This is a genomic window from Dermabacter sp. HFH0086 (genome assembly GCF_000413375.1).
GTDB lineage: Bacteria > Actinomycetota > Actinomycetes > Actinomycetales > Dermabacteraceae > Dermabacter > Dermabacter hominis.
This window is the reverse complement of record NZ_KE340308.1, coordinates 324145-350122: the sequence shown is the minus strand read 5'-3', so window position 1 is coordinate 350122 and position 25978 is coordinate 324145. Positions and strand designations below refer to the sequence as shown.

Below are 25978 nucleotides of genomic sequence, written 5' to 3'. Positions count from 1 at the left end.
CTACGACGCGAACAGATCGAACATGAGTGGAGGCGGCACGTGAGGAGCGAGGCTTTCGATGCCGAACGGGCGCTCGCGCGCCTCACTACGCCCCCGCATCGCACTGACTCCCTCCGGCATATCGAGCGCCGGCCCGCTCGCGAGGCACGCTTCGCTGAGTGGCCGAGATGGACAAACCCCTCACTACGCGCCTACCTCGAAGACAGCGGGATCGAACGCCCGTGGTGGCACCAGGTTGAGGCCGCCGAGTTTGCGCACGCGGGTCGCGACACGGTCATCGCTACCTCTACCGCTTCGGGAAAATCGCTCGGTTATCTCTTGCCCGCGCTGACCGATATTCAGGCACGCCGAGAGGATCCGTCGGCCCGGCGCGCGAGCGCCCTCTACATCGCCCCCACAAAAGCGCTTGCCTACGACCAGTACACGTCGATCTGCCGGCTTGTGGACGGGGCCGGCCTCGGGGACGTACGCGCCGCCGTATTCGACGGCGACACCCCGACCGAACAGCGTCGCTGGGTGCGCCGCCACGCAAATTTTGTGCTCACAAACCCTGACATGCTGCATTACGGGATCCTTCCCGGTCACGAGCACTGGATTCCGTTCTTTCGAACGCTGCGATACATCATCATCGACGAATGCCACGTCTACCGTGGCGTGTTTGGGGCACACGTTTCCATGCTGATGCGACGCCTCGCCCGCATCGCCGAGTACTACCGCGCACGGCCCACCTTCGTGCTCGCGTCGGCAACCTCGGCGAGCCCGGAGGTGAGCGCTTCCCGGCTCGTGGGTAGGAACGTCACGGCTGTCACCGAGGACGGTTCGCCGAAAAACCCCCTCACGATTGCGCTGTGGGAGCCGGGAATCGCCGATCTCGACGAGGGCGAGGACGCGCGCGAGGCCGCGCGCAGGGCGAAAGAGGAGCGCGAGCAGGCGGAAAAGGCCGGGGTGAAAGCCCACGTGGAGGTCCGACGGCGGCCTGCCCCCACCGAGGCCGGCGCTCTACTCGGTGACCTCGTATGCGAGGGGGCGCAGTCGCTCGTCTTTACTCGCTCGCGGCGTTCGAGCGAGCTCGTCGCGAAGGGGGCACAGCGCGCCGTCAACGCTGCCGCGGAAGCGACCGGATCCGCCATGCTTGCCGATCGGGCCACGCGCATCGCCGCCTATCGCGGCGGCTATCTTCCCGAGGAGCGCCGCGCACTCGAGGCAGCGCTTCGTTCGGGACAGCTTCTCGGCCTCGCCTCGACCAACGCCCTCGAGCTTGGCATCGACATCTCCGGTCTCGATGCCGTGCTCGTGACGGGGTGGCCGGGGACGCGCGCGTCCCTGTGGCAACAGTTCGGGCGCGCGGGCCGGGCCCACGGAACTCAGTCGCGCGAGGCGCTTGCAATGTTTATTGCGCGCGAGGATCCCCTCGACACGTACGTTGTGCGTCACCCCGAGATGATCCTCGAAGCCGACGTCGAGGCCGCCGTGTTTGATCCCTCCAACCCCTATGTCATGACGCCCCACCTGTGCTCTGCCGCTGCGGAGATTCCCATTCGCGACGGCGAGGAGGAGCTTTTCGGGCCCACGAGCCGGGAGCTTCTCGAGAACCTAGCAGGAAGGGGAATCCTCAGGCGTCGCCCTCACGGGTGGTACTGGACCCTTGACGAGCGCCCCCACGACCTCACCGATTTACGTGGAAGTGGAGGTGAGAGCGTGCGGATCGTCGATCAGGCGAGCGGGCAGCTGATCGGCACGGTCGATGCCGCGACCGCCCACCAGTACGTCCACGACGGCGCCGTCTATCTCCACCAGGGAGTCTCGTACGTCGTGAACCACCTCGATGTCGAGAACGCCGTCGCGATGGTGCGTCGGGAGAGCCCGCAGCACACAACCCAGCCGCAAGAGACCTCGTCGATCAGCGTGCGCCAGGTCGAGCGCAGCGAACAGTGGGGTGACATCGACGTGTGCTTCGGGCAGGTCGAGGTCACCGACCAGGTCACCGGTTACCAGGCGCGCGACATCTACACCTCCGCCGTGCTCGGCGAACACCCGCTCGATCTGCCCGCGCGCACCCTCGTTACCAAGGCCGTGTGGTTCGAGATCCCCGCAGACCTCCTCCACGCATGGAGCCTCGAGGAAGCCGATTTCCCTGGCGCCCTCCATGCGGCCGAACACGCACAGATCGCGATGCTTCCCCTCCTTGCCACGTGCGACCGCTGGGACATTGGCGGCGTGTCTACCGCCCTGCACGCCGATACCGAAAAGCCCACGGTCTTCGTGTACGACGGCGCTCAGGGCGGCGCCGGCTTCGCGGAGCGCGCCTACGAGAGCGCCCCTGCATGGATCCGCGCGACCGCCGACATGATCGAGACATGCGGATGCGAGGCGGGCTGCCCCGCATGCGTCGTCTCTCCGAAGTGCGGCAACGGCAACGAGCCCCTCAACAAGAAGGGCGCGCTCACGGTTCTGCGGGAGCTGGGCCGGCACGCGCCGCCTCGGTAAGGGGCTGGCTGCCGAGCAGCGGCACGTGCACTCTCACGGTGACTGTCACGTGTGCCTCAAGACCGCTCACGTCGCAGCTCTGGAGAAGGGCGCCGTGCCGTTCAGCGACCTCCAAAGCGATCTCGCATGCCCCGCTCGAGGCGCCGCCGGCCAGTGCATCCGCAGCCGAGAGTGCGGAGAGTTCAGCGGCTGAGGCGGCAAGGGAGCGACCGTGGTGGACGATCCCGAGCCCCACGAGGACCGTGAGGATCGCCGAGATGATTGCGATCGCCCCGAGAGCGGTGGCCGTCGCGTTACCGCGCTCCTCGCAAAACCCCGCCCTCACGGCCCGTTCCTTACGAGGTGTGGTTCGAGGCGTGTGTGGGCACTCGCCTCGAGCGGAATTGTGGCCCCGAGGATCGGCCCGCCGACGTGCCACGTTGCGTGTGCTTCCACGGTGACCCATTCGCCGCTCGTGCTTATGGTGAACGTGGCCTCCTTGCCGCTTACGACTTCCGCTTTTGCGATCGCAGCATGGGGATCGGCCGAGATCATCATTTCGCGTGCGGCGGTACGTGCCCCCTCCGCGAGACGCGCGTGGCTGATGAACAGGCCACCCAGTGACATGACCAGTGCGAGGAGGGCGAAGACGGCGATGAGGACCACCGCCGTCTCCGCCGTGGCCGCACCGGAATCCGCACGAAGCGCCCGCCTCAAGGTGCGCGCACGTGTCTCGGCTTCCGGTGTCATGCTCAGCCCGCCGAGTGGAGGGCGCCCTGAATGAGGCTCGTAAGGATGCCCTGCATCTCGCCGCTCGTGAGCACGGCGAACAACAGCGCGGCAAAGGCGCACGCGGCGACGATCGTCACCGCATATTCCGCGGTTGTCGCGCCAGTATCATCCGCGAGAATGTCGCGGGTCCGTAGTTCCGTCTTTTCTGTCGTGTGGTTGTCGATCATTGATGTATCCCCTTCAAGGATGTGTGTGGTGCTGCACGCGGCGGATGCCGCGCGCCTACGGCCACAGTTGGCCGAAGTGTGTGGTGACGAGATCCGTGATGATCGGGACGATACCGAGTAGCACGAAGGCCGGCAGAATCGTGAGGCCGGTGGGGAGCACGAGACGCACCGAGAGCCGCGCGGCGGCTTCATCGACCTCGCGCAACCGCGCACGGCGACGGTCGCGAGTGACGGCCGCCAGGATCGGCGCGAGGCGTGCACCCGTCACATGAGAGAGGCTCGCCGCGCTTGTGAGAGCCGAAAGGTCCCCCTCGAGCCTCGATAGCGCCTCGGCGGGGGCCATGCCCCGAGCGAGCGCACGGCCGGCCTCGAGGAGCGCAGGCCCCGGCTCCGTGTCGTCAAGGGCCTCGCCCACGCGCGTGCACGCCGCTGCGAGTGGGATCCCAGAGTGCACAACACTCGCGATCAAATCGATCACGATCAACGGGTCGATGTCCGCGCCCTCTCCGCGCGCTGCAGCGAGCATGCGGTTCATCCACGCGAAACCGGCCGCGGTGAGGACGATTCCGGCCGCGAGCATGAGAAATCCATGCGGCGACGCCAGGAGCACGCGCAAAGGATTCGCCCCCATTGCATACCCGAGAGCGATAGCGAAAAGCGGCAGCGCCATGAGCACTCGGGCCGTCGTCTTTGCGCCCGCGAAGGCTGCTGTGCGTGCCCTGGTGGCGTCGGAAGAATCGCGAAGTCCACCGGAGAGTGAGGTGAGTAGACCGGAAAGCGGAGCCCCCGTGCTCTCGCACATGACGTGGCACAAAACGACCGCGCGCACCGCCTCGCGAGGCGCGTTGAGGACCCCGTTCATGCGCTGCACCAGTGCGGGAGGAATGCGCGCCATAGTTTCGGCAAAATGCTTTTCCCGAGGCGTGGATGTGGCATCTGCGACGGCGGCCCACGCCTGCGGTGCCGTCACCCCCGCGCCGAGAGCCATCGCCACGTGGTCGAGAAGGCCGGCGAGCGCATCGTCCGATAGTCGAGCGTGGCCTTTCACCTCGCACCCCCGTGCCCGAGGCGTGCCTCGAGCGCATCGAAGGCGGGAAAGCGCCGCTCACGGGTCCCAAAACTGACTGCGGGCACGCATTCGAGCCGCCCATCCTTCCCGCGCTGTAGGAGGGAAATGGTTGAGAGGGCACGTCCCTCGCGCGAACGGTGCATGTGGAGAACGACCGTGATTGCCGAGAGTGCTTGCGATGCAAGCGCAAGTGGATCGAGGCCGGCGAGCGCACCGAGGGCCTCAAGCCTCGCGGGGACATCCGCCGCCGTATTCGCGTGGAGCGTTCCGCACCCGCCCTCGTGCCCCGTATTGAGTGCCTGGAGGAGCTCGCGGATGTCTGCGCCTCGGCATTCGCCGACGATGATCCGATCGGGCCGCATGCGCAGGCACTGCCTGATGAGGGTCGCGAGGCTGATCTCTCCCATGCCCTCCGCATTAGCGTGGCGCGCCTGAAGGTGCACGACGTGGGGATGAGCGGGCCGAAGCTCGGTGGAGTCTTCGACGATAATGATGCGCTCGCGGGGATCGACGGCGCCGAGCATCGCGCCGAGCAGGGTCGTCTTTCCGCTTCCGGTTCCGCCACTCACGAGGAAGGATAGGCGCGCGCGAATGATTGCATCGACGAGAGCGCGGCCCGTGGCCGTCAGAGTTCCTGAGTTCTCAAGATCATCGAGGCAGTAGGGGAGGGTGGCGGCGCGCCTAAGGCTGATGCTCGCTCCGCCCACGGATAGTGGCGGCAGCATTCCGTGGAAGCGAAGGTTCCCGGGCAGCTGCGCGTCAGCCCACGGCATCGCGTCATCGAGCCGGCGGTTGCCGAGTGAGGCGAGCCTGGTCGCGAGGGCCCGCGCATCGTGCGCGGAAAGAGTAAGGCTCGTACGCTCGAGACCGTTGAGTGAATCGATCCACACGCTGCCGTCGGGGTTGACGAGGATGTCACTGACACCGTCGGTCGCGAGATCATGGAGCGGGCCGAGACCCTCGAGATGATGCCGCACCTGATCAGTGAGATCGAGGAGGCTCGCGCGGTCGAGGATGAGCCCGTGCGAGTGAGCGACGCGCGCGATGCGGCGCGCATCGATTTCCCCCGGTTCTTCGCGAAGCGATTCATGAATTCCGGTGAGGAGCTCGTCGCTGAGAATCATGCGCTACCCCCGCCCATTCCGGAATCGGCGAGCTTTGCGAGAAAACGTTTGCAGGCGGCTTTGATGCCCATGCGGTCTCGATCAAGGCCGGGAACGAAGCCCTCGCGGGCACTTCGGTACTCGAGCACGATGGGCGCGCCGAGCTGCTCGGCCACGTCGCGCGCCCGATAGCTCTCGCCGCGCCGGCGCGTGCGCAGAGCGATGCCGATGCGGGTGCGCGGATGCACCCCGCGAAGTACATCGAGGGTTCGTGCCGTCGCGGCGAGTGCGTGTTCGCTCGGATGGACTGAGACGAGAGTGATGTCGGGACTCACGTGCGGTTCGATCCCCGTTCCGAGCGGCGCGTCGAGAACAAGAGTGCCGGGTGCATTCGCAAGACTTGCGATGACCTGGGGATTCACGGATTCCTCTCGCGCTCCCGAAAAGGTGAGCAGGCGGTAGCCGTCGATGAGAGGAAGAGCGTCGAGGAGCACCTCGGCTTCCGTTGTGCCACTTGCCGCTCCCAGATCACTCCACCGCGCGCCCGCCACGTGCCGGGCCTGCACGAGCGTGTCGATTCCGCCGCCGAGGGGATCGGCATCGACGAGTGTCGCGGGCATGTTTCGGCTTGATGATGCGAGGGCGAGAGCGATCGCGAGAGACGTCGACCCTGCGCCTCCATGTCCCGAAAGGCACGCGAGCACACGGCTTCGGCCGCTGCTCGTGGCGAGAGAGGAAAGGTCGCTAATAAGCTCCGAGGATTCCTCCGGAAGAAAACGAAGTGAGCGCGCTCCGTGGGCAAGCGCTTGCTGGTAATCACGCTGTTCGGGCTCGTTCTCGCACGCGGCGAAGAGGGGGAGTGCTGGGTATGCCTCCGCTGCGCTAGCGAGGAGCGACGCCTCGCACACGACTGCACGCACGTGCCCGCGAGGCGTTTTCGCCGTGGCGACGTCGAAGCCAGCCGCTTGAACGCGGTCGCGCACGAGGGTTTCAAGCTCGCCGCTATTGCCGAGCCACGCGATCGTGGCGCTCGCATGTTCGTGCGGGGAGGGCGGAGCGTCAAGCGGAATGCGGCCCACGAAGGTCGAGGGATCGCGGCGTCCGTGCTCAACCCGAGGAAATACGTGTGTCATGGCTCCATGTTTTGCCGCTCCCTGGGCTCATTCCAGTGCCTGGTCATTCTTGGGGGTAGAGGCGGATTGTGGGGTCAGACCGGAGGCGAAAAACACGAAGCGAAATGGGGGTTGCGTGGCTCACATCGAGTGTGTAAAGTGGGGGACATCACAAGCAAGGGAATGATTCGAAACCCACGTGCGAGTGGTCCTCGTTCGGACCGGTGCGGATTCGTCGAAAGCGGATACCACACCACCAGGTGCACGCTTGATCCCGGATCGGCCCCGGGGAGGCGCTCGAAAGGGCGCCTCCTTTTTGGCCCGGATCCCATCCCCCGCACACGCCTCTTCTTTGCTGATCATCGCCGCGCCCATTAATGAAGGAGGAACGCGCCTATGCTCGAAACAACGCTCAAGCGCCCATCACCACCCTCCGTTCCCGGCGCCGAAGCGGGCTGGCACATTGACCCCACGACCCTGCGCCCCGTGATCGATGACGTCGAGGCGTTCGATCGGGAATTCGCCCAGGACGACGCGCGCGACATTATTCGAGCGCTCTGGAGCGGCGATCCCGTGACGGCGCTCGAGAGGTGTGAGGGCAGGCTCGCTAAGGAACCTTCATCGGTGCGCTTACGCGCGATTTCGGCTGATTGCCACCGGGATCTTGGCGAAACCGATCGAGCGATCGCTGAGTACCGTGTGCTGCTCGAAGAGTGCCGCGGCACCTCGTGGGAGGCCGTTCTTCACCAGCACCTCGGGAAGGCGCTATTCGCGGCTGGCCACTACGACCTTGCCCTGAATGCCTTCGCGCAGGCATACGAGGCGCGCGTGTTTACGGGGGCTGATCCGAGCCTCATTGATTCGAGTATGGCGGCGATGTCACGCACGCAGCACATGCTCGAGATCCAGCACCGCGCGCGGCGCCGCCGCTAGACCCAGCCGTCTGGCTATTTCCGACGCCTGCTGGCGCCCAGGCGATCCCTAGAGCTCAACGTCGACGATCACGGGTGCGTGATCGCTCGTGGATTTCTGCGCCCGTTCGGCAAGGTCGATCATCGCCCCGGTTGTTGCCGTGCGCACTGCGGGCGAGCCAAACATGAAGTCGATGCGCATACCCTGCTTCTTCGCGAACTTGAGACCCTTGTAGTCCCAGTACGTGTAGGTCCCGGGGGCGTCGAGCCAGTCGCGTGTGAGGTCGGCGTAGCCCGCGTTCTCGAGCGCCGCGATGGCGTCACGTTCGGGCCCGCTCACGTGGGTTTTCCCCTCGAAGGCCGACATGTCCCAAACGTCGGCGTCGGTGGGAGCGACGTTGAAGTCGCCCGCGAAGAGCGTCGCCGAGTTCTCGCCGGGCGCCTCGCCCGGCCCGCCGGCATCGAGGCGCGAGGCCGCGTAATTGCGCACGGCCTCGAGCCACGCGAGTTTGTACGGATAGTGCGGATTGTCGAGTTCTCGCCCGTTCGGGACGTAGAGGCTCCACAGCTCAAGAGGTGCGCAGTCGCTCGAGGCGTCTCCCACGACGGCCCCAATGGCGCGGGCCTCCACGACCCCATCATCCCCTTCGCCCCAGGCGGGAATCGAGGGGATCTCGCGGCGCACCTCGCGAAGGCCCACGCGCGAGGCGATCGCGACGCCGTTCCACTGGTTAAAGCCGTGGGCGGCGACTTCGAATCCGCGCTCGGTGAGCTCGCTGAGGTCGAGCTGCTCGGGTTTGGCTTTGATCTCCTGAAGTGCAATGACGTCGATATTGCGGGTATCGATCACCTCGAGGAGGCGGGGCATCCGTGCGCGAAGGGAATTGATGTTCCAGGTGGCAATTCGCATGCGTCCATCCTATGGGTGCATGAAGGTTCGCGTGGATACGCTTAAGGCATGACTCTCGCGCTCATCACCGGCTCAACCTCCGGCCTCGGCCTCGAATTTGCGTGGCAGCTCGCAGGCAGCGGTCACGACCTCGTGCTCGTGGCGCGAAACGAGGATCGCCTCGCGGCAGTGGCCGCGCAGATTGAGGCGGTGTCTGGCACTCGCGTCAGCATTCTCCCGGCGGATATTTCGGTCCAGGCCGATGTGGAGCGCGTGGCCCGCCGCCTGCTCGACCCCGTTGATCCCATTGGTTTGCTCGTCAATAACACCGGGCATTCGGTGCGCGCCTCGTTTCTTGAAGGAGAGATCGAGGAGTTTCTCGAAGAAGTCGATTTCGACGTGCGCGCGACCCTGATCCTTGCACACGCAGCGGCGACGGCGATGACACGTAAGGGCGCCGGGGCGATCCTCAACGTCTCGTCGATGGCGGGATTCACCGCGACAAACCTCTCGGCGGCGGCGAAGAGCTGGGTCGTTATTTTTACGGAGTACCTCGCGCAGGAACTCGAAGGAACGGGCGTGAGCGCGACCGTGCTGATCCCGGGTTTCGTGCACACCGAGAGCCACCACAACGCCGCCGTCAACATGGAGGGCGCGCCGCGCGTGACGTGGCTAAAGGCCCCGTTCGTCGTGCAGCATGCCCTCAAAGACGTGGCGGCGGGAGAGGTCGTCTCGGTGCCATCGCTGGCCTACAACCCCGAAGCGCTCGGGCGGGCGACGCCCGGGGCGCTCAGGCGTGCACTCCAAAGTGAGGCGATTGCGCATGCGATGAGTAAGGCGCGCATGCGTAAGGTCGAGCGGGCCGCGGCGCGCAGATCGATGTTCGATCGATTGCTGCGCAAACGTCGGGACTGAACCCACGCCTGAAGGCGGAGAAAACGCCCCGACGGCGCCGGGATTGTTACGGCTGCTCAACCGCGAACGTGTCGCACGCCTTGTAGGTGCCCTCGTTGTAGCCCTTCACGAACCAGTTGCGACGTTGCGCTGAGGAGCCGTGCGTCCACGTGTCAGGCATGACCTGCCCGCCCGTCACTTCGCCCTGAATGTGGTCGTCGCCCACGGCGCTCGCGGCGCTGAGCGCATCGTCGACGTCCTTGTCGGTGAGGGGTTCGAGCATCGTCGTGCCGTTATCGTCGACCGTTGTCGCGGCGTGGTGAGCCCACATGCCGGCGTAGCAGTCCGCCTGAAGCTCAAGTCGCACCTGATCCGAGTCGGGGCCCGTTCCCGAACGATCGATTGCATTCATGGTGCCGTCGAGGCGTTGAATGTGATGACCGTATTCGTGCGCGACAACGTAGGCCTTCGCGAGCTGACCGCTGCTCGCCCCGAAGCGCGAGCTGAGCTGCTGGTAGAACGAGGTGTCGACGTAGATCGTGGAGTCGGCGGGGCAATAGAACGGGCCCGTCGCAGAGGTGGCGGGCCCGCAGCCCGTGTTAACCGAGTCGGTGAACACAACCGCCTGTGGTTCCTGAAACTTGAAACCGGCATTCTTAGCCTGGCCTTCCCACAGGGAGTCGGCGGACTCGACGGTGGCCTGCACGAGGCAGTCGTCGTTGTCGTTTGCGTCGGCGCCGGTTTGGCATTCCTCGAGAACGGTGCCCTGCTGAGGCTGCTGTGCACTTGGGGCGGGGCCGGCGCCGCCACCAAGCAGCATCGACGGATCGACTCCGAGGAAGAGCAAGACGATCACGAGGACGAGCGTGCCGAGGCCACCGCCACCGAGGGCGATTGCGCCTCCGCGGCGCATGCCGCCCCCGCCGCCGGAGCTGCGGCGGGTGTTGTCGGAGCGGATCTCGGAATTGGGGTTGAAGGTCATGCCGCCAATCTACCGTTTCATGCCGGATTTTCCCCGGGGTTTGCGACCCGGAGGCGACGTGGCGATGTGATTCAGCGTCTAACCTTTAGACTGGTTACGGTTCCGTAGCCTGCGGTTCCGTATCCGACGCGAAAGTACCTGTTTATGCCCACCTCTTTGCGCGAATACACGAGCCCGCTGCTTGTCGAGTCGAACGATAGTGAGCGCCTCACCGACCTCTTCGTGAAACGGGATGGCGAGACCCCCGAGCACATCGCCTTCCAGGTCCCTGCCGGCACCGATGCTGCGGGAGCGACCGTGTGGAGCGACGTGACCACGCGGGAGTTCTTCGATTCCGCTCGCGCCCTGGCGCGTCATTTCATCGCTGCAGGCGTGAGGCCGGGTGACGCGATTTCGATCATGGGGCCCACGCGCTACGAATGGGTACTCGCCGACGTCGCTGCGCTGTGGGCGGGTGCGGTCGTCGTGCCGATCTACGATACGAGCGCCCCGGCCCAGGTGGAGGCGATCGTCGAAGACGCGGGGGTTACGCGCGCCATTGCCGGCACCGCGCAGCAAGCCGAGTCGCTCACGCATGCCCTTGGCGGGGCGGATCGCGTGTGGACGATGGAAGAAGTGAGCGGCTACGAATGCGTGAGCGCGCTCGCGGCACGCGACCCCGAAACACCGGTGAGCGAGGCTGATCTGGAGCGTGCACGCACCTCCCGCACTCTCGAGGACGTCGCCACGATCGTCTACACGTCGGGAACGACGAGCGACCCGAAGGGCGTGCAGCTCACGCACGGCAATTTCGTGGCGCAGTTGCAAAATATCGGCGTCTCCCACGGGGAGGTGCTCAACGAGCGCGGGTCGACGATCCTTTTTCTCCCGCTTTCGCACGTGCTCGCGCGCGGCGTGCAACTCATTTGCCTCGCGCTCGGGATGCGCGTCGCCCACCTCTCCGATACGTCACGCGTCATCCCCACCTTCGCGGAGATCCGCCCGACGTTTGTCATGGTCGTTCCGCGCGTGCTCGAAAAAATCCTTAACGCGGTCGCCGCGCAGGCCGATAAAAAGCATGTGGGGCGCCTGTGGAAGGACGCGCGTGAAACAGCCGTGCGGATCGGCATGATTGGGGAAGGTTTTCACGAGAAGGAACGGCCGAAGCTTCCGTTCCACCTCGCGGTGAAGCGTGCGCTTTACGAGCGCGTCTTCTATCGAACCATTCGCACGCTCTTGGGTGGGAACATTCAGTACATCCTGTGCGGCGGCGCGAAACTTCACCCCTCGCTCGCGCTCGCTTTTCGCGGCTTCGGTATCCCGATCATCGAGGGCTATGGCCTCACGGAGACGACCGCCCCGATCGCCGCGAACCGCCCGGGCGACCTCACGGCGGGCAGCGTGGGTGTCCCCGTTCCCGGCACGACGATCCGTATCAGCGAGGAAGGTGAGGTGCTTGCGAAGGGGCCCGGGGTCTCGCCTGGTTACCGCAATCCCGAGCACACGGCGGCGGCATATTCCGACGGTTTCTTGCGCACCGGTGATTTGGGAAGTCTCGATAGTTCCGGCCGCCTCACGTTGAGCGGTCGCTCGAAGGATGTCATCGTGACCTCCGGCGGTAAGACGATCGAGCCCGCCGGCTGGGAGGGCGCCGTCGAACAGCATCCGAGCGTGGCGTACGCGGTCGCCGTTGGCGATGATCGTCCCTACCTCACGGCGCTTCTCATCGAGCACACGGAGGACGGCGAGGTCTCGGGTGACGACATCGAGATCATTGAAAATCCCAAGCTCATCGCGGAAATCCTGCCCTATCTCGAGAACGCGAACCTCGACGTGTCGCGAACGGAGCGCATCAAGAAGTTTGCGCTCGTGAGGGCGAATCTCGCGGACCCGAACCTAGTGACGCCTTCGCTCAAGCTGCGTCGCGCGGCCTTCCTCGAGAAGGCGAAAGCGGCGATCGAGGAGCTTTATGAGAAAGCGCCGAAGGCGTCGATTCACGAAATCGTGAAGCGTGAGATCGTCGAAAAGGCCTCGGAGATCAAGGCGAAAAGGGCAGACAAGCCGGAAAAGAGTGAGTCCTCTGGCGAGTAGTGCCAGCTAAAGGGGTACGTACACTTGTACGGCCGAACATGCGCTTCGGCCCGCGCACGAAAAGAAGGGTTTTTCCGTGAACGTTGTTGAATGGGCGATCAGCATCATGAGCTCGATGGGGGGCTTCGGCGTGATGCTCCTGCTGCTGCTCGAATGCGTGTTTCCGCCGATCCCCTCGGAAGTGATCCTTCCGCTTGCGGGCGTAACCGCGGGAACGGGCGAACACTCGTTCTGGGTGTTGCTGATCTGGTCGGTGATCGGCTCGACGCTGGGCGCCTACATCCTTTACGGACTCGGGCGAATTCTCGGTCCCGAGCGCACGCGCGCCCTGTTCATCAAGCTCCCGCTTATCAACGTCGAGGATTACGAAAAGACGAACACCTGGGTCGACAAGCACGGGATGCAGGGCGTTTTCTTCGGGCGTTTCATTCCGGGCATCCGCTCGCTCATCTCGATTCCCGCGGGCATGTTTGCGATGAAACTCCCCATGTTCACACTGCTGACGGCCCTGGGAAGCGCGATATGGAACTCGATCTTCCTCGCGTTCGGCTACTTCCTTGGCACGCAATGGCACGTGATCGAGCCTTACACGGACATCTTCTCGAAGGTCTGCTACGTGCTCGTCATCCTCGTGGTGCTCTACTTCTTCGTGAAGCTCGTTCGCCGTGAGCGCCGCCGCAAGAGCCTCGGCCTTCCCGACCCAGACGACGCCGTCAAATAATGTCTGGCGAGCGCGAAGTCGGCGTGGGGCCCTGGCAGGGGGACTGGCCGAAGGAACCTCACTACGATCCGGCACTGCTTGAAGCAGGCGACCGTCGGAACGTTCCCGACCGATACCGGTACTGGCGCCGCGAAGCGATTATCGCGGACCTCGACGCCCACTACCGCAACGGCCTGCACGTCGCGATCGAGAACATCGACCACGACTTCAATATCGGCTCGATCGTGCGCACCGCGAACGCGTTCGGGGTCGCAGCCTTCCACATCGTTGGAAAGAAGCGGTGGAATCGACGCGGAGCGATGGTCACGGATCGATACCAGCACGAGTTTCACCACGCGAGGCCCGAAGACTTCCTTCAGTGGGCTCGCGACAACGATCGCGCGGTCGTCGCGGTCGATATCGTCCCCGGCGCCGTCCCTCTCGAACACACGCGCTTGCCGAAAAACGCCGTGCTCGTGTTCGGCGAAGAAGGCGGGGGAGTGTCGAAGCCGCTTATCGATGCGGCTGCGCTCACGGTCGCGATTTCTCAGTTCGGCAGCACGCGCTCGATCAACGTCGGGCACGCCGCCGCGATCGTCATGCACACGTGGGTGAGTCAGCACGTCGAGATTCCGCGCGACCTAACGCTGTAGCTGCCAGAGCCGCGAGGGTCGTCAGAAAGGTCTCTGACCTGCGCAGTAGGCTAAAAAGGCAACGCTATGAGTTGCTGACAATCCGAACCATGGTTAGGAGCACACCATGAGCATCACCGTCAAGGCCCTCCAGAAAACCGGCCCGGATCAGCCCTTCAAGGTCGTCGCCATCGAACGCCGTGAGCCACAGGGGACCGACGTCCTCATCGACATTAAGGCCGCCGGCGTGTGCCACAGCGATATCCACACGATTCGCAATGAGTGGGGCCCCGCGAAGTTCCCACTCGCCGTGGGCCACGAGATTGCGGGAGTGGTCGAGGCCGTCGGCCCCGACGTCACGAAGTACAAGGTCGGCGACCGCGTTGGCGTCGGCTGCCTCGTCGGTTCGTGTGGCGAGTGCGAGCAGTGCAACAAGGGTTTCGAGAACAATTGCCTGAACGGCGCGATCAGCACCTACAACGCGATCGATGAGGACGGCACCGTCACTCAGGGCGGCTACTCGCAAAAGGTCACCGTGCGCGAGCGTTTCGTGTGCCGCATTCCCGACTCACTCGACTTTGATGTGGCCGCACCGCTTCTGTGCGCAGGTATCACGACGTACTCACCACTCGCGACGTGGGAGGTTGGCGAAGGCCAGAAAGTCGCGGTCGCGGGTCTCGGCGGGCTCGGCCACATGGGCGTGCAGATCGCCACGGCGAAGGGCGCCGAGGTGAGCGTCATTTCTCGCTCGCGTAAGAAGGAAGAGGACGCACTCTCGCTCGGGGCGAAGGAACTCCTCGCCACCGGTGAGGACGAGAACTTCTTCGAGACCCACAAAGGCAAGTTCGATTTCATTCTCAACACGATCAGTGCTGAGTTCGACCTCCCGGGCTTCATGGATCTGCTCAAGCCGGGCGGAAAGATGGTGCTCGTCGGCCTTCCTCCCGAGGGTATGCCGATCCCCACCCGTGCCCTCACGGGCGGTCGCAAGGTTCTCGCAGGCTCGAATATTGGTGGGCTCCCCGAGACCCAGGAGATGCTTGACTTCTGTGGAGAACACAACATCGGCGCGAAGATCGAGGTCATCGGCGTGAACGACGTCGACGCGGCCTACGATCGCGTCGTCAAGGGGGATGTGCACTTCCGATTCGTCATCGATACCTCGACGTTCGACGACGCAGAGGTTGAGGAGGTCTGAGCCCCGCTCAGTCTTCGCCGATTTCCACGAGTCCTGACTCGTAGGCCGCCACGACAATCTGCGTGCGGTCGCGAAGGCATAGTTTTTGCAGGATGTGGGACACGTGGGTTTTCACGGTGGGCTCCGCGAGAAACATCGTGGAGCCCACTTCGGCATTAGAGAACCCTTTCGCGATGAGTTTCGCGACCTCGCGCTCGCGGTCCGTGAGGGCAGCGATGGCCTTGGTGAGGGCGGGATCGGTCCGACGCTGGCTGCGCGAAAGCGCCCCAAAATCTTCAATGACTTTCCGCGTGATGGAGGGGGAGAGGAGGGCCCCACCGCGATAGACCTTCCGCACGGCATCGACGAGTTCCTCGACTTCGGCGTCCTTGAGCAGGAAGCCGCTCGCGCCTCCCTTGAGAGCCGTGAACACGTAGTCGTCGGCGTCGAATGTAGTGAGGATGATGATGCGCGGCGCGGGATCGAGGCCAGCGCGGAAGATTTCCTCCATCGCGGCGAGCCCGTCGAGGTTCGGCATACGGATGTCCATGAGGATGATGTCGGGTCGATTCTTGAGCGCGGCGTCGATAGCTTCGCGGCCGTCGGCGGCAGTGGCCACGACGTCGATGTCTGCTTGCGCTGCGAGGAGTGCCTCGAAGCCGGCGCGCACCATGGGCTGGTCGTCAGCGATGATGACGCGGATGGGGGAGTTCTGGCTCATGTCTTAAGCCTAGGTCACAGGGCGCGCCCTCACGCGAATAACGGCTCATCCATAAGTATTGCCGTGATCAAGACCGGGGAGTGATGCCGAGTTCTGTCGGGGCCTCTACGGTTAACCCATGGCAGAAGTGGGAGAGAAGGCACCCGGCGCACACACGGTCGCGCCGTGGTCGAAAGCGCCGCTGAGAGCGCACGCCAAGCAACTGGGACGCGACTTCCTCTACGTCTTCCCAAGTCTCGTGCTCGGCCTTCTCGTGGGTGGCGCGCTCTTTATACTCGGCTTTCTCACCGTCTTTTCGCTTGCCTTTCTCCTCATTGGTCTTCTGTTCTTACCGGGCATCCTGCTCGCGGGCGGTTTCGCTGCTGACCTCACGAGAATTCGCTCCAACGTGTGGAGCGGTGAAAAGGTGCTTCGCCCTCGCACGAAAGTTCCCGAGTTTCACTCGTTCGCCGACTACTTCCGTCTCCTCGGAAACCTGCGACTGTGGCTCGACTTCATCAGCGAAGCCCTCGTTCTCAACACCGTGCGCGTGAGCGCTGCGTTGGTCCTGGGCACCCAGGCTGTTTTCACGCTTCTTTGCGGTCTGTTCTTCCCGTTCGTCACGCTCATTGATTTCTCGTACGAGTCGGGAATGGCGAGTTTTGTTATTCGAAGGTTCAACCCAAACGTGGGTCTCGAGCCATACGCGCGAACGCTCGCCTTAGTTGACTCGGCGCTCTATGTCGGCCTTGGCCTCGTGCTCCTCGCCCTGTTTCCCTTCACCCTGCACATTGCCGCGCGTCTTGAGAACGGCCTCGTGCGCGAGATTCTCGAAGGGGACTCCTTCGCGACGATCAGCTTCAAGGGATGGGCGACCGCGGTCATCGCGGTCATCGCGCCGATTCGCATCACTTTTTCGGGTGACGGTGCCCTGTGGGAGCACATCGCGCCGCGGTACCTTCCCTTCGGCCTGTTCACGATTCCGGTCGCGGGGCTGTCCTTTTCTTTGCTCGCGCTCACCTGGACGCTCGCCTTCATCTTCCTCGTGCGGCGGCCAAAGCTCGGCTCCGTGCTCGCCTGCGTCGCGTTTGTGGTGTCCTACGGCGGGATCATCACGCTCACCATCGTGAAGTTCAATGGCCAGGTGTTCATGCCCGGCACGGAGGTTCCGGTTCTACTCGCCGGACTCGCCCTCTTCACCCTGAGCCTTCACCGGAACGTCAAACACAGCACCGGGGTATTTGGTGCCTTCGGTGTGATCGCGCTGATGGGAACGATTGCGAGGTGCGTGGTGACGCACGGGCGCGCCTCCACTTCCGTGGACTTCATCCAGTGGAGCTTCCTCATTCTGGGCGTCATGCTTGTCATGTGGATCGTCGCGGCGGCCTTCGGATACGGGCTTCGCTGGCTCGCCGATTCGGCTCGCGACGTTTCGCGTGAACGGGCGGCACGCCGCGAAGCCGAAGAGCGCCAAGAGCGTGCCTTCGCCGAGAGCGCCGAGCTCAGCGAGAGAGCCCGTATTGCGCGCGAAATGCACGACGTGGTCGCCCACTCGATGTCGGTCATCAGCGTCCAAGCACAGACCGCTCCCTACCGCCTCGCAGAATCACAACTCGACGAAGCGACACGCGCCGAATTCGCCTCAATCGCCGCGACCTCGCGCAACGCCCTTCAAGAAATGCGTGCTCTTCTCACGATGCTGCGCGGAACCGGTAGCGAAGAAGACGTCGCGAGGGCCCCGCAGCCCGAGCTCAAGGATCTCCCCGAACTCGTGCAGCGCTCGCGCGATGCCGGCGCCCACGTGAGCCTCACCGTGCCAGAGGCGGGCATCCCCACAGTCCCCGCAACCGTCGGACTCGCCCTCTACCGCGCCGCCCAGGAGGGACTCGCCAACGCGCTCAGGCACGCACCCGGAAGCGACATTCACATCACGCTCATGACGAGTGAACATGTCACCGGCATCGACGTCGTCAATACCGCACCGCCCGAGGACTTCGAGCCTGCGCCCGGCTCCGGAATGGGGCTGCGCGGCGTTCGCGAGAGGGCCAACGCGCTCGGCGGCACCGTGAATGCGGGGGCGCATGCCGACGGTTCCTACAGCCTCATCGTGCGAATTCCGCACGCCGGAACGTGGGCAGCCGTCGGATAGCCCACGCCCCAGTGACCACTCGTGTGGCTCAGCTCTCACGTTTCGTGCTGGGAGTGGCCCGTCCCTGAGCGTCCCGAACGACGTGTGGAAGAATGAAAGGGCAAACGCAACGTGGATCTGCGAGGTACACGGGTGCCCGCGATCCCCACTCGAAGGAGCACACATGCCTGTTGCAACCCCGGAACAGTTCAACGAAATGATCGACCGCGCGAAGGAAGGCAAGTTCGCCTACCCCGCGATCAACGTGTCGAGCTCGCAGACCGCGATCGCCGCACTCCAGGGCTTCGTCGAAGCTGAGTCTGACGGCATCATTCAGGTGTCCGTTGGCGGCGCCGAGTACCTCTCCGGTTCGACCGTGAAGAACCGCGTTCGCGGCTCGATCGCTCTTGCGAAGTTCATCCACGAGGTTGCCGAGGACTACAACATCACGGTTGGCGTTCACACCGACCACTGCGCGAAGGAAAACCTTCCTACCTGGGTTGAGCCCCTCATCGAATGGGACCTCAACGAGCGCGTCAACAAGGGCCTGAACCCGCTGTTCACCTCCCACATGTGGGACGGCTCGGCCGTTCCGGTCGACGAGAACCTTGAGATCGCGAAGCGCCTCCTCGAGAAGACCGTGGAAGCGAAGAAGATCCTCGAGATCGAAGTTGGCGTCGTCGGCGGCGAGGAAGACGGCTACTCGGCGGACGTCGACGAGTCGAAGCTCTTCTCGACCCCTGAAGACGGTCTCAAGACCGCCGAAGCCCTTGGCCTCGGCGAAAACGGCCGCTATATCACCGCCCTCACCTTCGGTAACGTGCACGGCGTGTACAAGCCGGGCAACGTTCGCCTCACCCCGTCGATTCTCCTCGACATCCAGAAGGCCGTTGGCGAGAAGTACGGCAAGGACATGCCGTTCGACCTCGTGATGCACGGTGGCTCGGGTTCGACTCTCGAAGAGATCCAGGAAGCTGTCGACAACGGCGTCATCAAGATGAACGTTGACACCGACACCCAGTACGCCTTCTCGCGTCCCGTTGCGGGCCACATGCTCGAGAACTACGAAGGCGTTCTCAAGATTGATGGCGAGGTCGGCAACAAGAAGATGTACGACCCGCGTTCGTGGGGCAAGAAGGCCGAGGCTGGCATGGCAAAGCGCGTCGTCGAGGCGTGCGAGAACCTCCGCTCGGCTGGCCACAAGATGTGATCCTCGCCTGAGGTAGCGAAAGCGCCCCTCCCCGAATATGAACTGCTCCCCATTAGTTGGACTGAGAAATCAGTTACCGACTAGTGGGGAGTAGTTTTCGTTGAGAGCACAAAGTTCGCTGAGTGAGCATCAGCGCGAGCAGTTGGTTGAACTTTTTGAGCAAGGCATGGGCTATAGAGCTGCTGCTAATGCTCTTGGTGTCTCTAGATACGCCGTCCGTACGCTCTGTCGTCGGTTTAAGTTGCATGGCAGGCTATGTCTTGTGGAGAAACCGACTAAGCAGCAGTATTCGTTCGAAATCAAGAAGAAAGTTGCCGAGCGCCACCGTGCTGGTGAGACAGCGATGGATCTTGCGCGCGAATTTGGCCTGTCGTCGCAGCAGCTAGTCAGAGCGTGGTCGTGGAAATGGCGTAAAGGTGGCGATGAGGCACTAAAACCGAAGCCGAAGGGCAGACCCAAAGGCGCTGTCGCACCGAAGCCTCTCTCGCAGGAAGAGAAGCTGCGACGCCAGATCGCACGGTTGGAAGCGGAAAACGCCTATCTAAAAAAATTGCGGGACTTGAGGAATCAGGGACGCGCCTGAAAGTCCAGGCGATTGTCATCCTCAAGTCACAGCATCGCCTGCAATACCTTTTGGATGCGGCAGGCATGCCGAGATCGACGTTCTTCTACCACCAGAAACGACTCAGCGAGCCGGATAAGCACGCTGCGCTCAAAGACGCGATCCGGGAAAGCTTCGAGCGTAACAAGCATCGCTACGGCTACCGACGAGTGCTACTTGACCTGTGCAACCAGGGGTGGGTGGTCAACCACAAGCTCGTCTACAAACTCATGCGCGAGATGGGGCTTCGAGCCAAAGTCCGCCAGCGCAGGCCATGTGTTTCCTACAGCAGGACGATCAGCCACATTGCCGACAACACCCTTGACCGCAAGTTCACCCCAGATAAGCCAAATACCGTCTTTGCCAGCGACGTCACCGAGTTCAGGGTCCAAGGCCGCAAGGTCTACCTGTCACCGGTGATGGACCTGTTCGACCGTTCAATCGTTGCCCACACCGTGGCTACATCGCCGTCGACAACGTTTACCGCTGATTCTTTAACTCAAACGATTAAAACGTGTGCACCTGAACCCGGGTGGATGATCCACACCGATCAAGGCTTCCAGTACCAGCATTCGTCCTGGCGCAACCTCATTCATGACAACGGTGGTGTTCAGTCGATGTCCCGTAAAGGCAACTGTTACGACAACGCGGTCATGGAGAATTTCTTCGGGCACTTGAAAACCGAGATGTACCACGGAGAAATCTTCGACACCGTCGCCGAGTTCAACCAGGCGATCGACGAGTACGTCCAGTGGTACAACACTGAATGCATCCAACAACGGCTCAAGGGCCTGACCCCGATGCAATATCGAGATCAGGCCCTTGAAGCCCTAACCGCCTAGAATTAAACCGGTCCAACTTTCGGGGGCCAGTTCAAGTAGCGGGAGGGGCGCTTTCGTATCGCCAGGTGTTTAAAGGCGGGCGCTCAGATCACGCGTGAGTCGCCGGTCGTGACGATCTCCTTGCCGAAGGGGAAGCAGGTGATGGGGATGAGCTTGAGGTTCGCCCACGCAAGCGGAAGGCCGATGATGGTGACGGCCTGTGCGAGTGCGGTCGCGACGTGGCCTGCCGCAAGCCACAGGCCCGCGATGAGGAACCATACGACGTTGCCGAGAGTCCCGACCGCCCCGAGCGGCCGCACCTGTACAGCTTCGCGACCGAACGGGAAGATCACGTAGTTCGCGATGCGGAAGCTCGCGACACCGAACGGGATCGTGACAATAAAAATGCACGCGAGAATGCCCGCGAGGATGTAGCCGAGCCACAGCCAAAGCCCGGCGGTAAGAACCCAAATGATGTTGAGAATGACGTTGATGATGGTGCGCATACCACCAACGTACTCCCCGAAACGAAAGAGTGCGAGGGCCGTCGGGGCCAGCGCGCTACGGCATTAGCGAGCGCCGTCCGTGGCATCGAGCGCAACCCACGGATCCGGCTCGTGAGTGAAGCGATTGCGAAGGTCGCGGCGCACGATTTCAATACTCCACATCCAGATGATGTGGCCGAAGAACTCGCTCACGTGCTCCTGCCACGGCTGATCCCACGGCGCGGGCACCGTGCCGAGCGCAGGCATGAGCAGAACGTGGAAAACGACGTGGATGACGATGCCGAACGCTGCCCCCTGCCACAGAGTGATCCTGGGGAAACGCTCGGCAACAACGCAATAGAGAACCGCGAAGACAACCGCAAAGCTGAAGTGGACGATGAAGCTCATGATTGGCAGGCCGTTGCCATTGAAATGAATGAGCGTGTGAGTGAAGTCCTCGCCGAATCCCAGTTGCTGTAGGAGCTGCTGCGGCGGGTTGGTGGCGTTGCGCTCGGGTGTGCGCGGTGGGAACGGCACCTCCCAGCCAAACTTCACGATTGCGGAGAACAAGCCGCCGATGAGGCCCACGAGGAGGGCGGTCGCGTAGCGGCGGCGAGAAGGATCGGTGGTCGAAGGAAGTGCCATGATTGCCTTTCGAATGTGGCCCGACGGTTGCCAGGCCACCGTCGGACTCAAAAGCGCACCCTGGGCGCGCGCCTTTCACCCTAGCCACCCATGCACCCGGTAGGGAGGTCGAAAGTCCGCACGCCGTGAACCTCCGCGGATCAGTCACGGAAGCGGTCTCACAATGTGGGGGGAAGCGCCCTTTATCCCTGCATCGGGGGCCCGCGCGACTAGACTAGATCCGTTTTCAACGATCCGGAGGGCGAGGAAGGCGGAGCACGCGTGTCACAGTCGCAGGGCCTCTTGAGGGGAACGCCGTGGAAAGCGATCGTGCTCTTCTCGGTGCCGCTTTTGATCGGCAACGTCGTGCAGCAGCTCTACCAGTTCGTCGATGCGATGGTCGTGGGCCGCCACCTCGGTGTCCTCGCTCTTGCCTCGGTGGGGGCGAGCATGAGTCTTCTGTTCCTCATCACGGGTTTTGCGTGGGGCATGACGAGTGGTTTCGCGATCCCCGTCGCGCAAGCGTTCGGCGCGAACGACATCAAGGGGCTCAGGCGTTCGGTTGCGGCCGGAGCGATTCTCTCAGGCGCCACGAGCCTCCTCATGACACTCGTCGGCACTATATTCATTCGTCCGTTGCTCCAGCTCATGAAAACCCCGCCGGAACTCATCGACGACGCCGCGACGTTCGGGTTCTGGAGCTTTCTGTTCATGTTTACGCTCGTGTTCTTCAACTTCCTCGCGGCGATTATCCGCGCGGTGGGGGACTCGCGCACACCTCTCGTGTTTCTCGCGATTGCGTGCCTTCTCAATGTCGCCCTCGTGATCGTCTTTGTGGCGGTGCTCGACTGGGGTATCGCCGGCGCGGCGTTCGCCACGGCGGTCTCGCAGCTCACATCGGTGCTTCTCTGCGTCACCTGGGTGCGGTGGCGCATCCCCGTGCTGCACATGGGCCTCGACGACTGGAAAGTGACGATGCCTGAGCTGCGAGAGCATTTGAACCTGGGCCTTCCGCTCGGCTTCCAGACCTCGGTGATTGCGATCGGCACGATCGCCGTCCAGGTGCGCCTCAACGACCTCGGTCCCAACGCGGTCGCTGCTTTCACCGCGGCAGGAAGGGTCGATGGCATCGCCGTCACCTTCCTCGCGTCCCTCGGGCTCGCAACCTCGACCTTCGTCGCGCAGAACTACGGTGCGCGCCAGATCGATCGCGTCAAGCACGGTGTGCGGCAATCGCTCGTCGTGAGCATCATCGTGTCGATCGCGATCGGCCTTGCCCTGTTCCTCCTCGGCGCAGTGTTCGTCGAGCTCTTCATCGGGAATGAACAGCCGGTGGTGCTCAACCTTGCCCATGACGCCCTCAAGATCTACTCCGTGGCCTATTGGACCCTTGGAGTGCTGTTCGTGGTGCGCGGCGCGCTTCAGGGACTCGGTCATATGAAGCCTCCGTTCTACTCGGGCATCGCCGAGCTCGTCATGCGCGTCTTCACCGCCGTTGTGCTCGGCGCTCTTTTTGGCTTCATCGGTGTTGCGTGGGGCGCGCCGCTCGCATGGATCGGGTCGATCGCGCTGCTCATTCCCTCCTACATCGTCATTAGCCGGAAGCTTGATGAACGCACCTACCGCTCGGGGCCGCGCACCGAAGAGATTGAGGTTCTCTCCGCGCCGTTGCTCGCCGAGAAAGGCGTCGTGGCTGACCCGACGATCCTTCAGGGCGAAAGCTTCGAGGACGTGCGCACGGGCCCGATCCCGATCGTCCGTGACCGCGGTGAAACCGGTCAGTTCCCCGCTCTTGACGAGACCTATGTCCTCATGGATGACCAATCCACATCCGAGAATCCGGAGGATGAACAGCGGTAGAACCACGAGTGACGCAAGAGTGAGTTTCTGCCAGGTTTGATGGTGCATACTTGCCTGTGCCCCGCGCGGGAAGAGTGCCCGCTGCCGAGCAGGAAGGTTCACCGTGTCCGCACAAGGCCGCACATTGACACCGCTCGTCGAGATCATCGACGAGATGCTGCTTATTTCGCGCCGAATCCAGGCTCTCGACGTTGACATTCCTGGCATGCGAGGGCTCTCAACGGTCGAAGCGATGATCCTTCGACATATCGGCCGGACCCCGGGTATTACGCCGGGAAAGGTGGCCGAAGACATCATCCTGCGGCCATCAAACGCGAGCGCCGCGATCCGCGACCTCGAGAGCAACGGGCTCGTCGGCCGCGTGCCAGACATGGTTGATCGCCGCTCCAACCACCTGTTCATCACCGAAAAGGGCGAGCGGGCCGTCGCAGCTATGCACGAGGCATGGGAACAGTACTACTCGGGAACGCTCGCTGCCGATGACGTTGAGGACGCCCGCGCCCTCGTGCGTGCGATGGGTGAGCGGGTGCGCGCCACGATGACGGGCGAGGACGCCGAAGAGGAAGGGGCCTAGCGCGAGCCTCGCCCCTGCGCGTTACCCATGACCTGGCGCAACGCGGGAAGAACATCGGCAAGGAATACGCCTGCCATGACGAAACCGATGATCTGAAGCATGATCGTGAAAGGCCCCACGCCGCGCCCGAATCCTGTGACAACACCGATCACGAGCGCACCAGCGGTCATAAGCGCCCAAAACGTCTTCGTCCGCTTAAAGGCTGCGTCGTAAGCCCTCGCTGGGAAACGCAGGGCATTCACGAGTGCCCACGCCTCGATCGCCACAAAAACGATGGCGAGGGCGAGCGACAGGTAGTACGCGATGGTGTAGGTAATCACGGATTCATTCTACGGTCGGGATCGGTGCGGTCGGTGATGAGAAGCTCGAGCGCTTCGGTCGAGGCGGGAGGCTCAACCGCCTTCATTTCGCGCGTAATGGGGCGCGGGCCCACGATATCCGCGTCGGCGACGACGATGAGGGACGGCAGGAAGCGGCGCGCGTCAGAGCTCGGAAGGCCGGTCGCCTCGAGGAGATCGACCGCGAGGGCACGCAGCTGAATGACGAGGGAGATCCCCTCAAAATGGCCGAGGCGCCCGACGGTCCCCTCCGCCGTAGCGAGCAGAGTTTCGGGAGTGAGATGAGCGCAAAAGAGGCGAAGCTTGCGCCGAGCCTTCGTGAAGTCCGCCTCCGTGTCGACACCGGCCTGGATCTCGTCGATGGCGTCGACTGCCGCGGTGAAGGCCTCGGCCAGATTTGGAAACGTGTGGGGCTGCGTGACACGCAAGAATTCGGCCTCTCGTCGCGCGATCACTCGAGCGTTGCGCATGGCGCGGTCGCTTCCCACAAGCAGGTGCTGCACGCGGTTGACGTGTTCGTGATGGCGGTGGAGGGTCGGCGAGTAGCTCGTGAGCTCATTAGCTGTGTCGTTCGCGAGGGCCCAGGCATCGGTATGAAGCTGCGATGTGTTCCTCAGGTGCGTGAGCGCCTTCGTCGCGAGCCGCATGTCGCCTACGCGCGCCGCCTCAGCAAGCTGCGTGAGAGTGTCCTTGAGCTCGGTAAAGAAACTATCGGCAGCCTTTCGCTGCTCCCGGCGAGGGTCGCGTGAGAAAGCGATGTGGACGATAAGCCCGAGCAAGATGCCCGTAATCGCATCGAGTGCTCGCCCCTGCGGTGTCATGGTCGGGGTTTGCGGCAAAAGCAGCACGATCATCGACTGGATGCCCACCTGGATCGAGAAGATGACGCTTGCCTTGATGAAGCGCGAGAACATCAGCGACACGAGGAGTGTGACGAAGAGTTGCCATGTGCCCGATCCAATGACGAGGCGGGCGATTTCGCCGAGGATGATCCCCGTGAATACGCCCGTGCTCATGTCGATGCTCTTGCGGATTTTCGTTTCGAGCGTGAGCCCGATGATGAGGAAAGCGGTGATGCCGGCGTAGAACGGCGCGACGTGGCCCCACAGATGCTGCGAGAGCCAAAAGGCGGCCGAGGCAGTGAATGCCGCAAGCAGAATCTGCCAGGCGCCGTCGCGGGCGCGGTTAGCACCGGAGCGCGCCCATTTTCGATACCGGGACTCCTTCACTCCTTCACCCTCCTCGCGGGGGCGACGGGTTCGCGAAGGCGCAGCTCAAGAAGCTTATCGATCTCGAACCACTCCCCGTCGCGGCCGCCGCGGCCCACGATGAGAGGAGCGCTCTTTGGCTCGAGCGTCGCCCCCTTGAGGCGCGTGAGGAGGTCGCCCGGGGCTGAAAGGATGTAGTAGTTGCCGTCGGTATCGATCCCGACCGTGCGATCCGACTTCAGGTACCAACCGACGTGAGTGGTTTTCACGGGACGCGAGCCCTTGTAGGGGAGTGCTCGCAGGGGGTGCGGTTCGATTCCGGCTTCGCGCAGGCGTGCAATCCCGTCGCGGATGATCGCCGTGGCCTTCTCGTGCTCCTCGCGCTCGGCTCGGCGCAAGTTACGTTCCTGGACCTCGAAGATCTCCGCTTTGCGGGACTTCCACTCCTCGTCCACGTGGGACTCC

General features: G+C 63.4%; 25 protein-coding genes and 1 pseudogene. 12 read left to right on the top strand and 14 right to left on the bottom strand.

Annotation, left to right across the window (positions count from 1 at the left end):
• Positions 1 to 39 precede the first annotated feature (39 nt).
• Positions 40 to 2487 (top strand): DEAD/DEAH box helicase, encoded by a 2448-nt coding sequence (locus tag HMPREF1484_RS01695; RefSeq protein ID WP_016663288.1) that lies wholly within the window; start codon positions 40 to 42, stop codon positions 2485 to 2487.
• Here the strand turns inward: HMPREF1484_RS01695 and HMPREF1484_RS01690 are convergent.
• The 6 genes from HMPREF1484_RS01690 to HMPREF1484_RS10765 are packed head-to-tail and all read right to left on the bottom strand — an operon-like array spanning position 2444 to position 6730.
• Positions 2444 to 2812, bottom strand: coding sequence for an Rv3654c family TadE-like protein (locus tag HMPREF1484_RS01690; protein ID WP_016663287.1), 369 nt, complete (start codon positions 2810 to 2812; stop codon positions 2444 to 2446). The two genes, HMPREF1484_RS01695 and HMPREF1484_RS01690, sit on opposite strands and share 44 nt — an antisense overlap.
• Complete coding sequence (locus tag HMPREF1484_RS11635) at positions 2809 to 3216, bottom strand: TadE/TadG family type IV pilus assembly protein (protein ID WP_016663286.1); 408 nt, start codon at positions 3214 to 3216, stop codon at positions 2809 to 2811. Before HMPREF1484_RS11635 ends, HMPREF1484_RS01690 begins: the two co-directional genes overlap by 4 nt.
• A gap of 2 nt (positions 3217 to 3218) precedes the next feature.
• Positions 3219 to 3425: a DUF4244 domain-containing protein gene (locus HMPREF1484_RS01680; RefSeq protein WP_016663285.1), complete on the bottom strand. Its 207-nt coding sequence runs from the start codon at positions 3423 to 3425 to the stop codon at positions 3219 to 3221.
• 55 nt (positions 3426 to 3480) lie between these two features.
• Entirely contained in the window at positions 3481 to 4473 is a 993-nt protein-coding gene (locus HMPREF1484_RS01675) for a type II secretion system F family protein (RefSeq protein ID WP_016663284.1), read from the bottom strand.
• Positions 4470 to 5618 carry a TadA family conjugal transfer-associated ATPase gene (locus HMPREF1484_RS01670; RefSeq protein ID WP_016663283.1) on the bottom strand — a complete coding sequence of 383 codons (1149 nt, stop codon included), beginning with the start codon at positions 5616 to 5618 and terminating at the stop codon, positions 4470 to 4472. The genes HMPREF1484_RS01675 and HMPREF1484_RS01670 overlap by 4 nt, the downstream gene beginning before the upstream one ends.
• Entirely contained in the window at positions 5615 to 6730 is a 1116-nt protein-coding gene (locus HMPREF1484_RS10765) for a hypothetical protein (RefSeq protein ID WP_016663282.1), read from the bottom strand. The genes HMPREF1484_RS01670 and HMPREF1484_RS10765 overlap by 4 nt, the downstream gene beginning before the upstream one ends.
• 375 nt (positions 6731 to 7105) lie before the next feature.
• Here HMPREF1484_RS10765 and HMPREF1484_RS01660 point away from each other — a divergent pair, with 375 nt between their 5' ends.
• Positions 7106 to 7642 (top strand): tetratricopeptide repeat protein, encoded by a 537-nt coding sequence (locus tag HMPREF1484_RS01660; RefSeq protein ID WP_016663281.1) that lies wholly within the window; start codon positions 7106 to 7108, stop codon positions 7640 to 7642.
• A 48-nt stretch (positions 7643 to 7690) separates the two neighbouring features.
• Here HMPREF1484_RS01660 and HMPREF1484_RS01655 read toward each other — a convergent pair whose 3' ends face one another.
• Positions 7691 to 8530, bottom strand: a complete 840-nt coding sequence (locus HMPREF1484_RS01655) for an exodeoxyribonuclease III (RefSeq protein WP_016663280.1) — start codon at positions 8528 to 8530, stop codon at positions 7691 to 7693.
• 48 nt (positions 8531 to 8578) lie between these two features.
• Here HMPREF1484_RS01655 and HMPREF1484_RS01650 point away from each other — a divergent pair, with 48 nt between their 5' ends.
• Positions 8579 to 9424, top strand: a complete 846-nt coding sequence (locus HMPREF1484_RS01650; RefSeq protein WP_016663279.1) for an SDR family oxidoreductase — start codon at positions 8579 to 8581, stop codon at positions 9422 to 9424.
• A 46-nt stretch (positions 9425 to 9470) separates the two neighbouring features.
• On the opposite strand, the gene HMPREF1484_RS01645 is transcribed toward HMPREF1484_RS01650, so the two are convergent.
• Positions 9471 to 10385 (bottom strand): neutral zinc metallopeptidase, encoded by a 915-nt coding sequence (locus tag HMPREF1484_RS01645; protein WP_016663278.1) that lies wholly within the window; start codon positions 10383 to 10385, stop codon positions 9471 to 9473.
• 144 nt (positions 10386 to 10529) lie between these two features.
• Between HMPREF1484_RS01645 and HMPREF1484_RS01640 the strand changes: the two genes are divergently transcribed.
• The 4 genes from HMPREF1484_RS01640 (at position 10530) to HMPREF1484_RS01625 (ending at position 14985) form a co-directional block, all read left to right on the top strand.
• Positions 10530 to 12455 carry a long-chain fatty acid--CoA ligase gene (locus HMPREF1484_RS01640; protein ID WP_016663277.1) on the top strand — a complete coding sequence of 642 codons (1926 nt, stop codon included), beginning with the start codon at positions 10530 to 10532 and terminating at the stop codon, positions 12453 to 12455.
• A gap of 76 nt (positions 12456 to 12531) precedes the next feature.
• Positions 12532 to 13176, top strand: a complete 645-nt coding sequence (locus HMPREF1484_RS01635; protein ID WP_016663276.1) for a DedA family protein — start codon at positions 12532 to 12534, stop codon at positions 13174 to 13176.
• Positions 13176 to 13808: a TrmH family RNA methyltransferase gene (locus HMPREF1484_RS01630; RefSeq protein ID WP_016663275.1), complete on the top strand. Its 633-nt coding sequence runs from the start codon at positions 13176 to 13178 to the stop codon at positions 13806 to 13808. Before HMPREF1484_RS01635 ends, HMPREF1484_RS01630 begins: the two co-directional genes overlap by 1 nt.
• A gap of 106 nt (positions 13809 to 13914) precedes the next feature.
• Positions 13915 to 14985, top strand: coding sequence for an NAD(P)-dependent alcohol dehydrogenase (locus tag HMPREF1484_RS01625; RefSeq protein ID WP_016663274.1), 1071 nt, complete (start codon positions 13915 to 13917; stop codon positions 14983 to 14985).
• Between the two features lie 7 nt (positions 14986 to 14992).
• Here the strand turns inward: HMPREF1484_RS01625 and HMPREF1484_RS01620 are convergent, their stop codons facing one another.
• Positions 14993 to 15685 (bottom strand): response regulator transcription factor, encoded by a 693-nt coding sequence (locus HMPREF1484_RS01620; RefSeq protein WP_016663273.1) that lies wholly within the window; start codon positions 15683 to 15685, stop codon positions 14993 to 14995.
• A 118-nt stretch (positions 15686 to 15803) separates the two neighbouring features.
• Here HMPREF1484_RS01620 and HMPREF1484_RS10760 point away from each other — a divergent pair, with 118 nt between their 5' ends.
• The 3 genes and pseudogenes from HMPREF1484_RS10760 to HMPREF1484_RS11115 form a co-directional block, all read left to right on the top strand.
• Positions 15804 to 17813, top strand: a complete 2010-nt coding sequence (locus HMPREF1484_RS10760) for a sensor histidine kinase (RefSeq protein WP_016663272.1) — start codon at positions 15804 to 15806, stop codon at positions 17811 to 17813.
• A 163-nt stretch (positions 17814 to 17976) separates the two neighbouring features.
• Entirely contained in the window at positions 17977 to 19002 is a 1026-nt protein-coding gene (gene fbaA, locus HMPREF1484_RS01610; protein WP_016663271.1) for a class II fructose-bisphosphate aldolase, read from the top strand.
• Positions 19003 to 19255: 253 nt separating this feature from the next.
• A pseudogene (locus tag HMPREF1484_RS11115) lies at positions 19256 to 20445 on the top strand (IS3 family transposase); the annotation flags it as partial.
• Positions 20446 to 20528: 83 nt separating this feature from the next.
• Here HMPREF1484_RS11115 and HMPREF1484_RS01595 read toward each other — a convergent pair.
• Entirely contained in the window at positions 20529 to 20930 is a 402-nt protein-coding gene (locus HMPREF1484_RS01595; RefSeq protein WP_016663268.1) for a YccF domain-containing protein, read from the bottom strand.
• Positions 20931 to 20993: 63 nt separating this feature from the next.
• Positions 20994 to 21554 (bottom strand): YagU family protein, encoded by a 561-nt coding sequence (locus HMPREF1484_RS01590; protein WP_016663267.1) that lies wholly within the window; start codon positions 21552 to 21554, stop codon positions 20994 to 20996.
• Positions 21555 to 21815: 261 nt separating this feature from the next.
• Between HMPREF1484_RS01590 and HMPREF1484_RS01585 the strand changes: the two genes are divergently transcribed.
• Positions 21816 to 23393, top strand: a complete 1578-nt coding sequence (locus HMPREF1484_RS01585; RefSeq protein ID WP_016663266.1) for an MATE family efflux transporter — start codon at positions 21816 to 21818, stop codon at positions 23391 to 23393.
• A gap of 103 nt (positions 23394 to 23496) precedes the next feature.
• Positions 23497 to 23967: a MarR family winged helix-turn-helix transcriptional regulator gene (locus HMPREF1484_RS10755; RefSeq protein WP_016663265.1), complete on the top strand. Its 471-nt coding sequence runs from the start codon at positions 23497 to 23499 to the stop codon at positions 23965 to 23967.
• On the opposite strand, the gene HMPREF1484_RS01575 is transcribed toward HMPREF1484_RS10755, so the two are convergent.
• Genes HMPREF1484_RS01575 through HMPREF1484_RS01565 form a run of 3 tightly spaced genes read right to left on the bottom strand, consistent with a single transcriptional unit; the run spans position 23964 to position 25968 of the window.
• On the bottom strand, positions 23964 to 24287 hold the full coding sequence (locus HMPREF1484_RS01575; RefSeq protein ID WP_016663264.1) for a DUF2516 family protein: 324 nt from the start codon (positions 24285 to 24287) through the stop codon (positions 23964 to 23966). The two genes, HMPREF1484_RS10755 and HMPREF1484_RS01575, sit on opposite strands and share 4 nt — an antisense overlap.
• A complete protein-coding gene (locus tag HMPREF1484_RS01570) occupies positions 24284 to 25534 on the bottom strand; it encodes an aromatic acid exporter family protein (protein WP_016663263.1) in 1251 nt (416 codons plus the stop codon). The genes HMPREF1484_RS01575 and HMPREF1484_RS01570 overlap by 4 nt, the downstream gene beginning before the upstream one ends.
• Complete coding sequence (locus tag HMPREF1484_RS01565) at positions 25531 to 25968, bottom strand: hypothetical protein (RefSeq protein ID WP_016663262.1); 438 nt, start codon at positions 25966 to 25968, stop codon at positions 25531 to 25533. The genes HMPREF1484_RS01570 and HMPREF1484_RS01565 overlap by 4 nt, the downstream gene beginning before the upstream one ends.
• Positions 25969 to 25978: the final 10 nt, after the last annotated feature.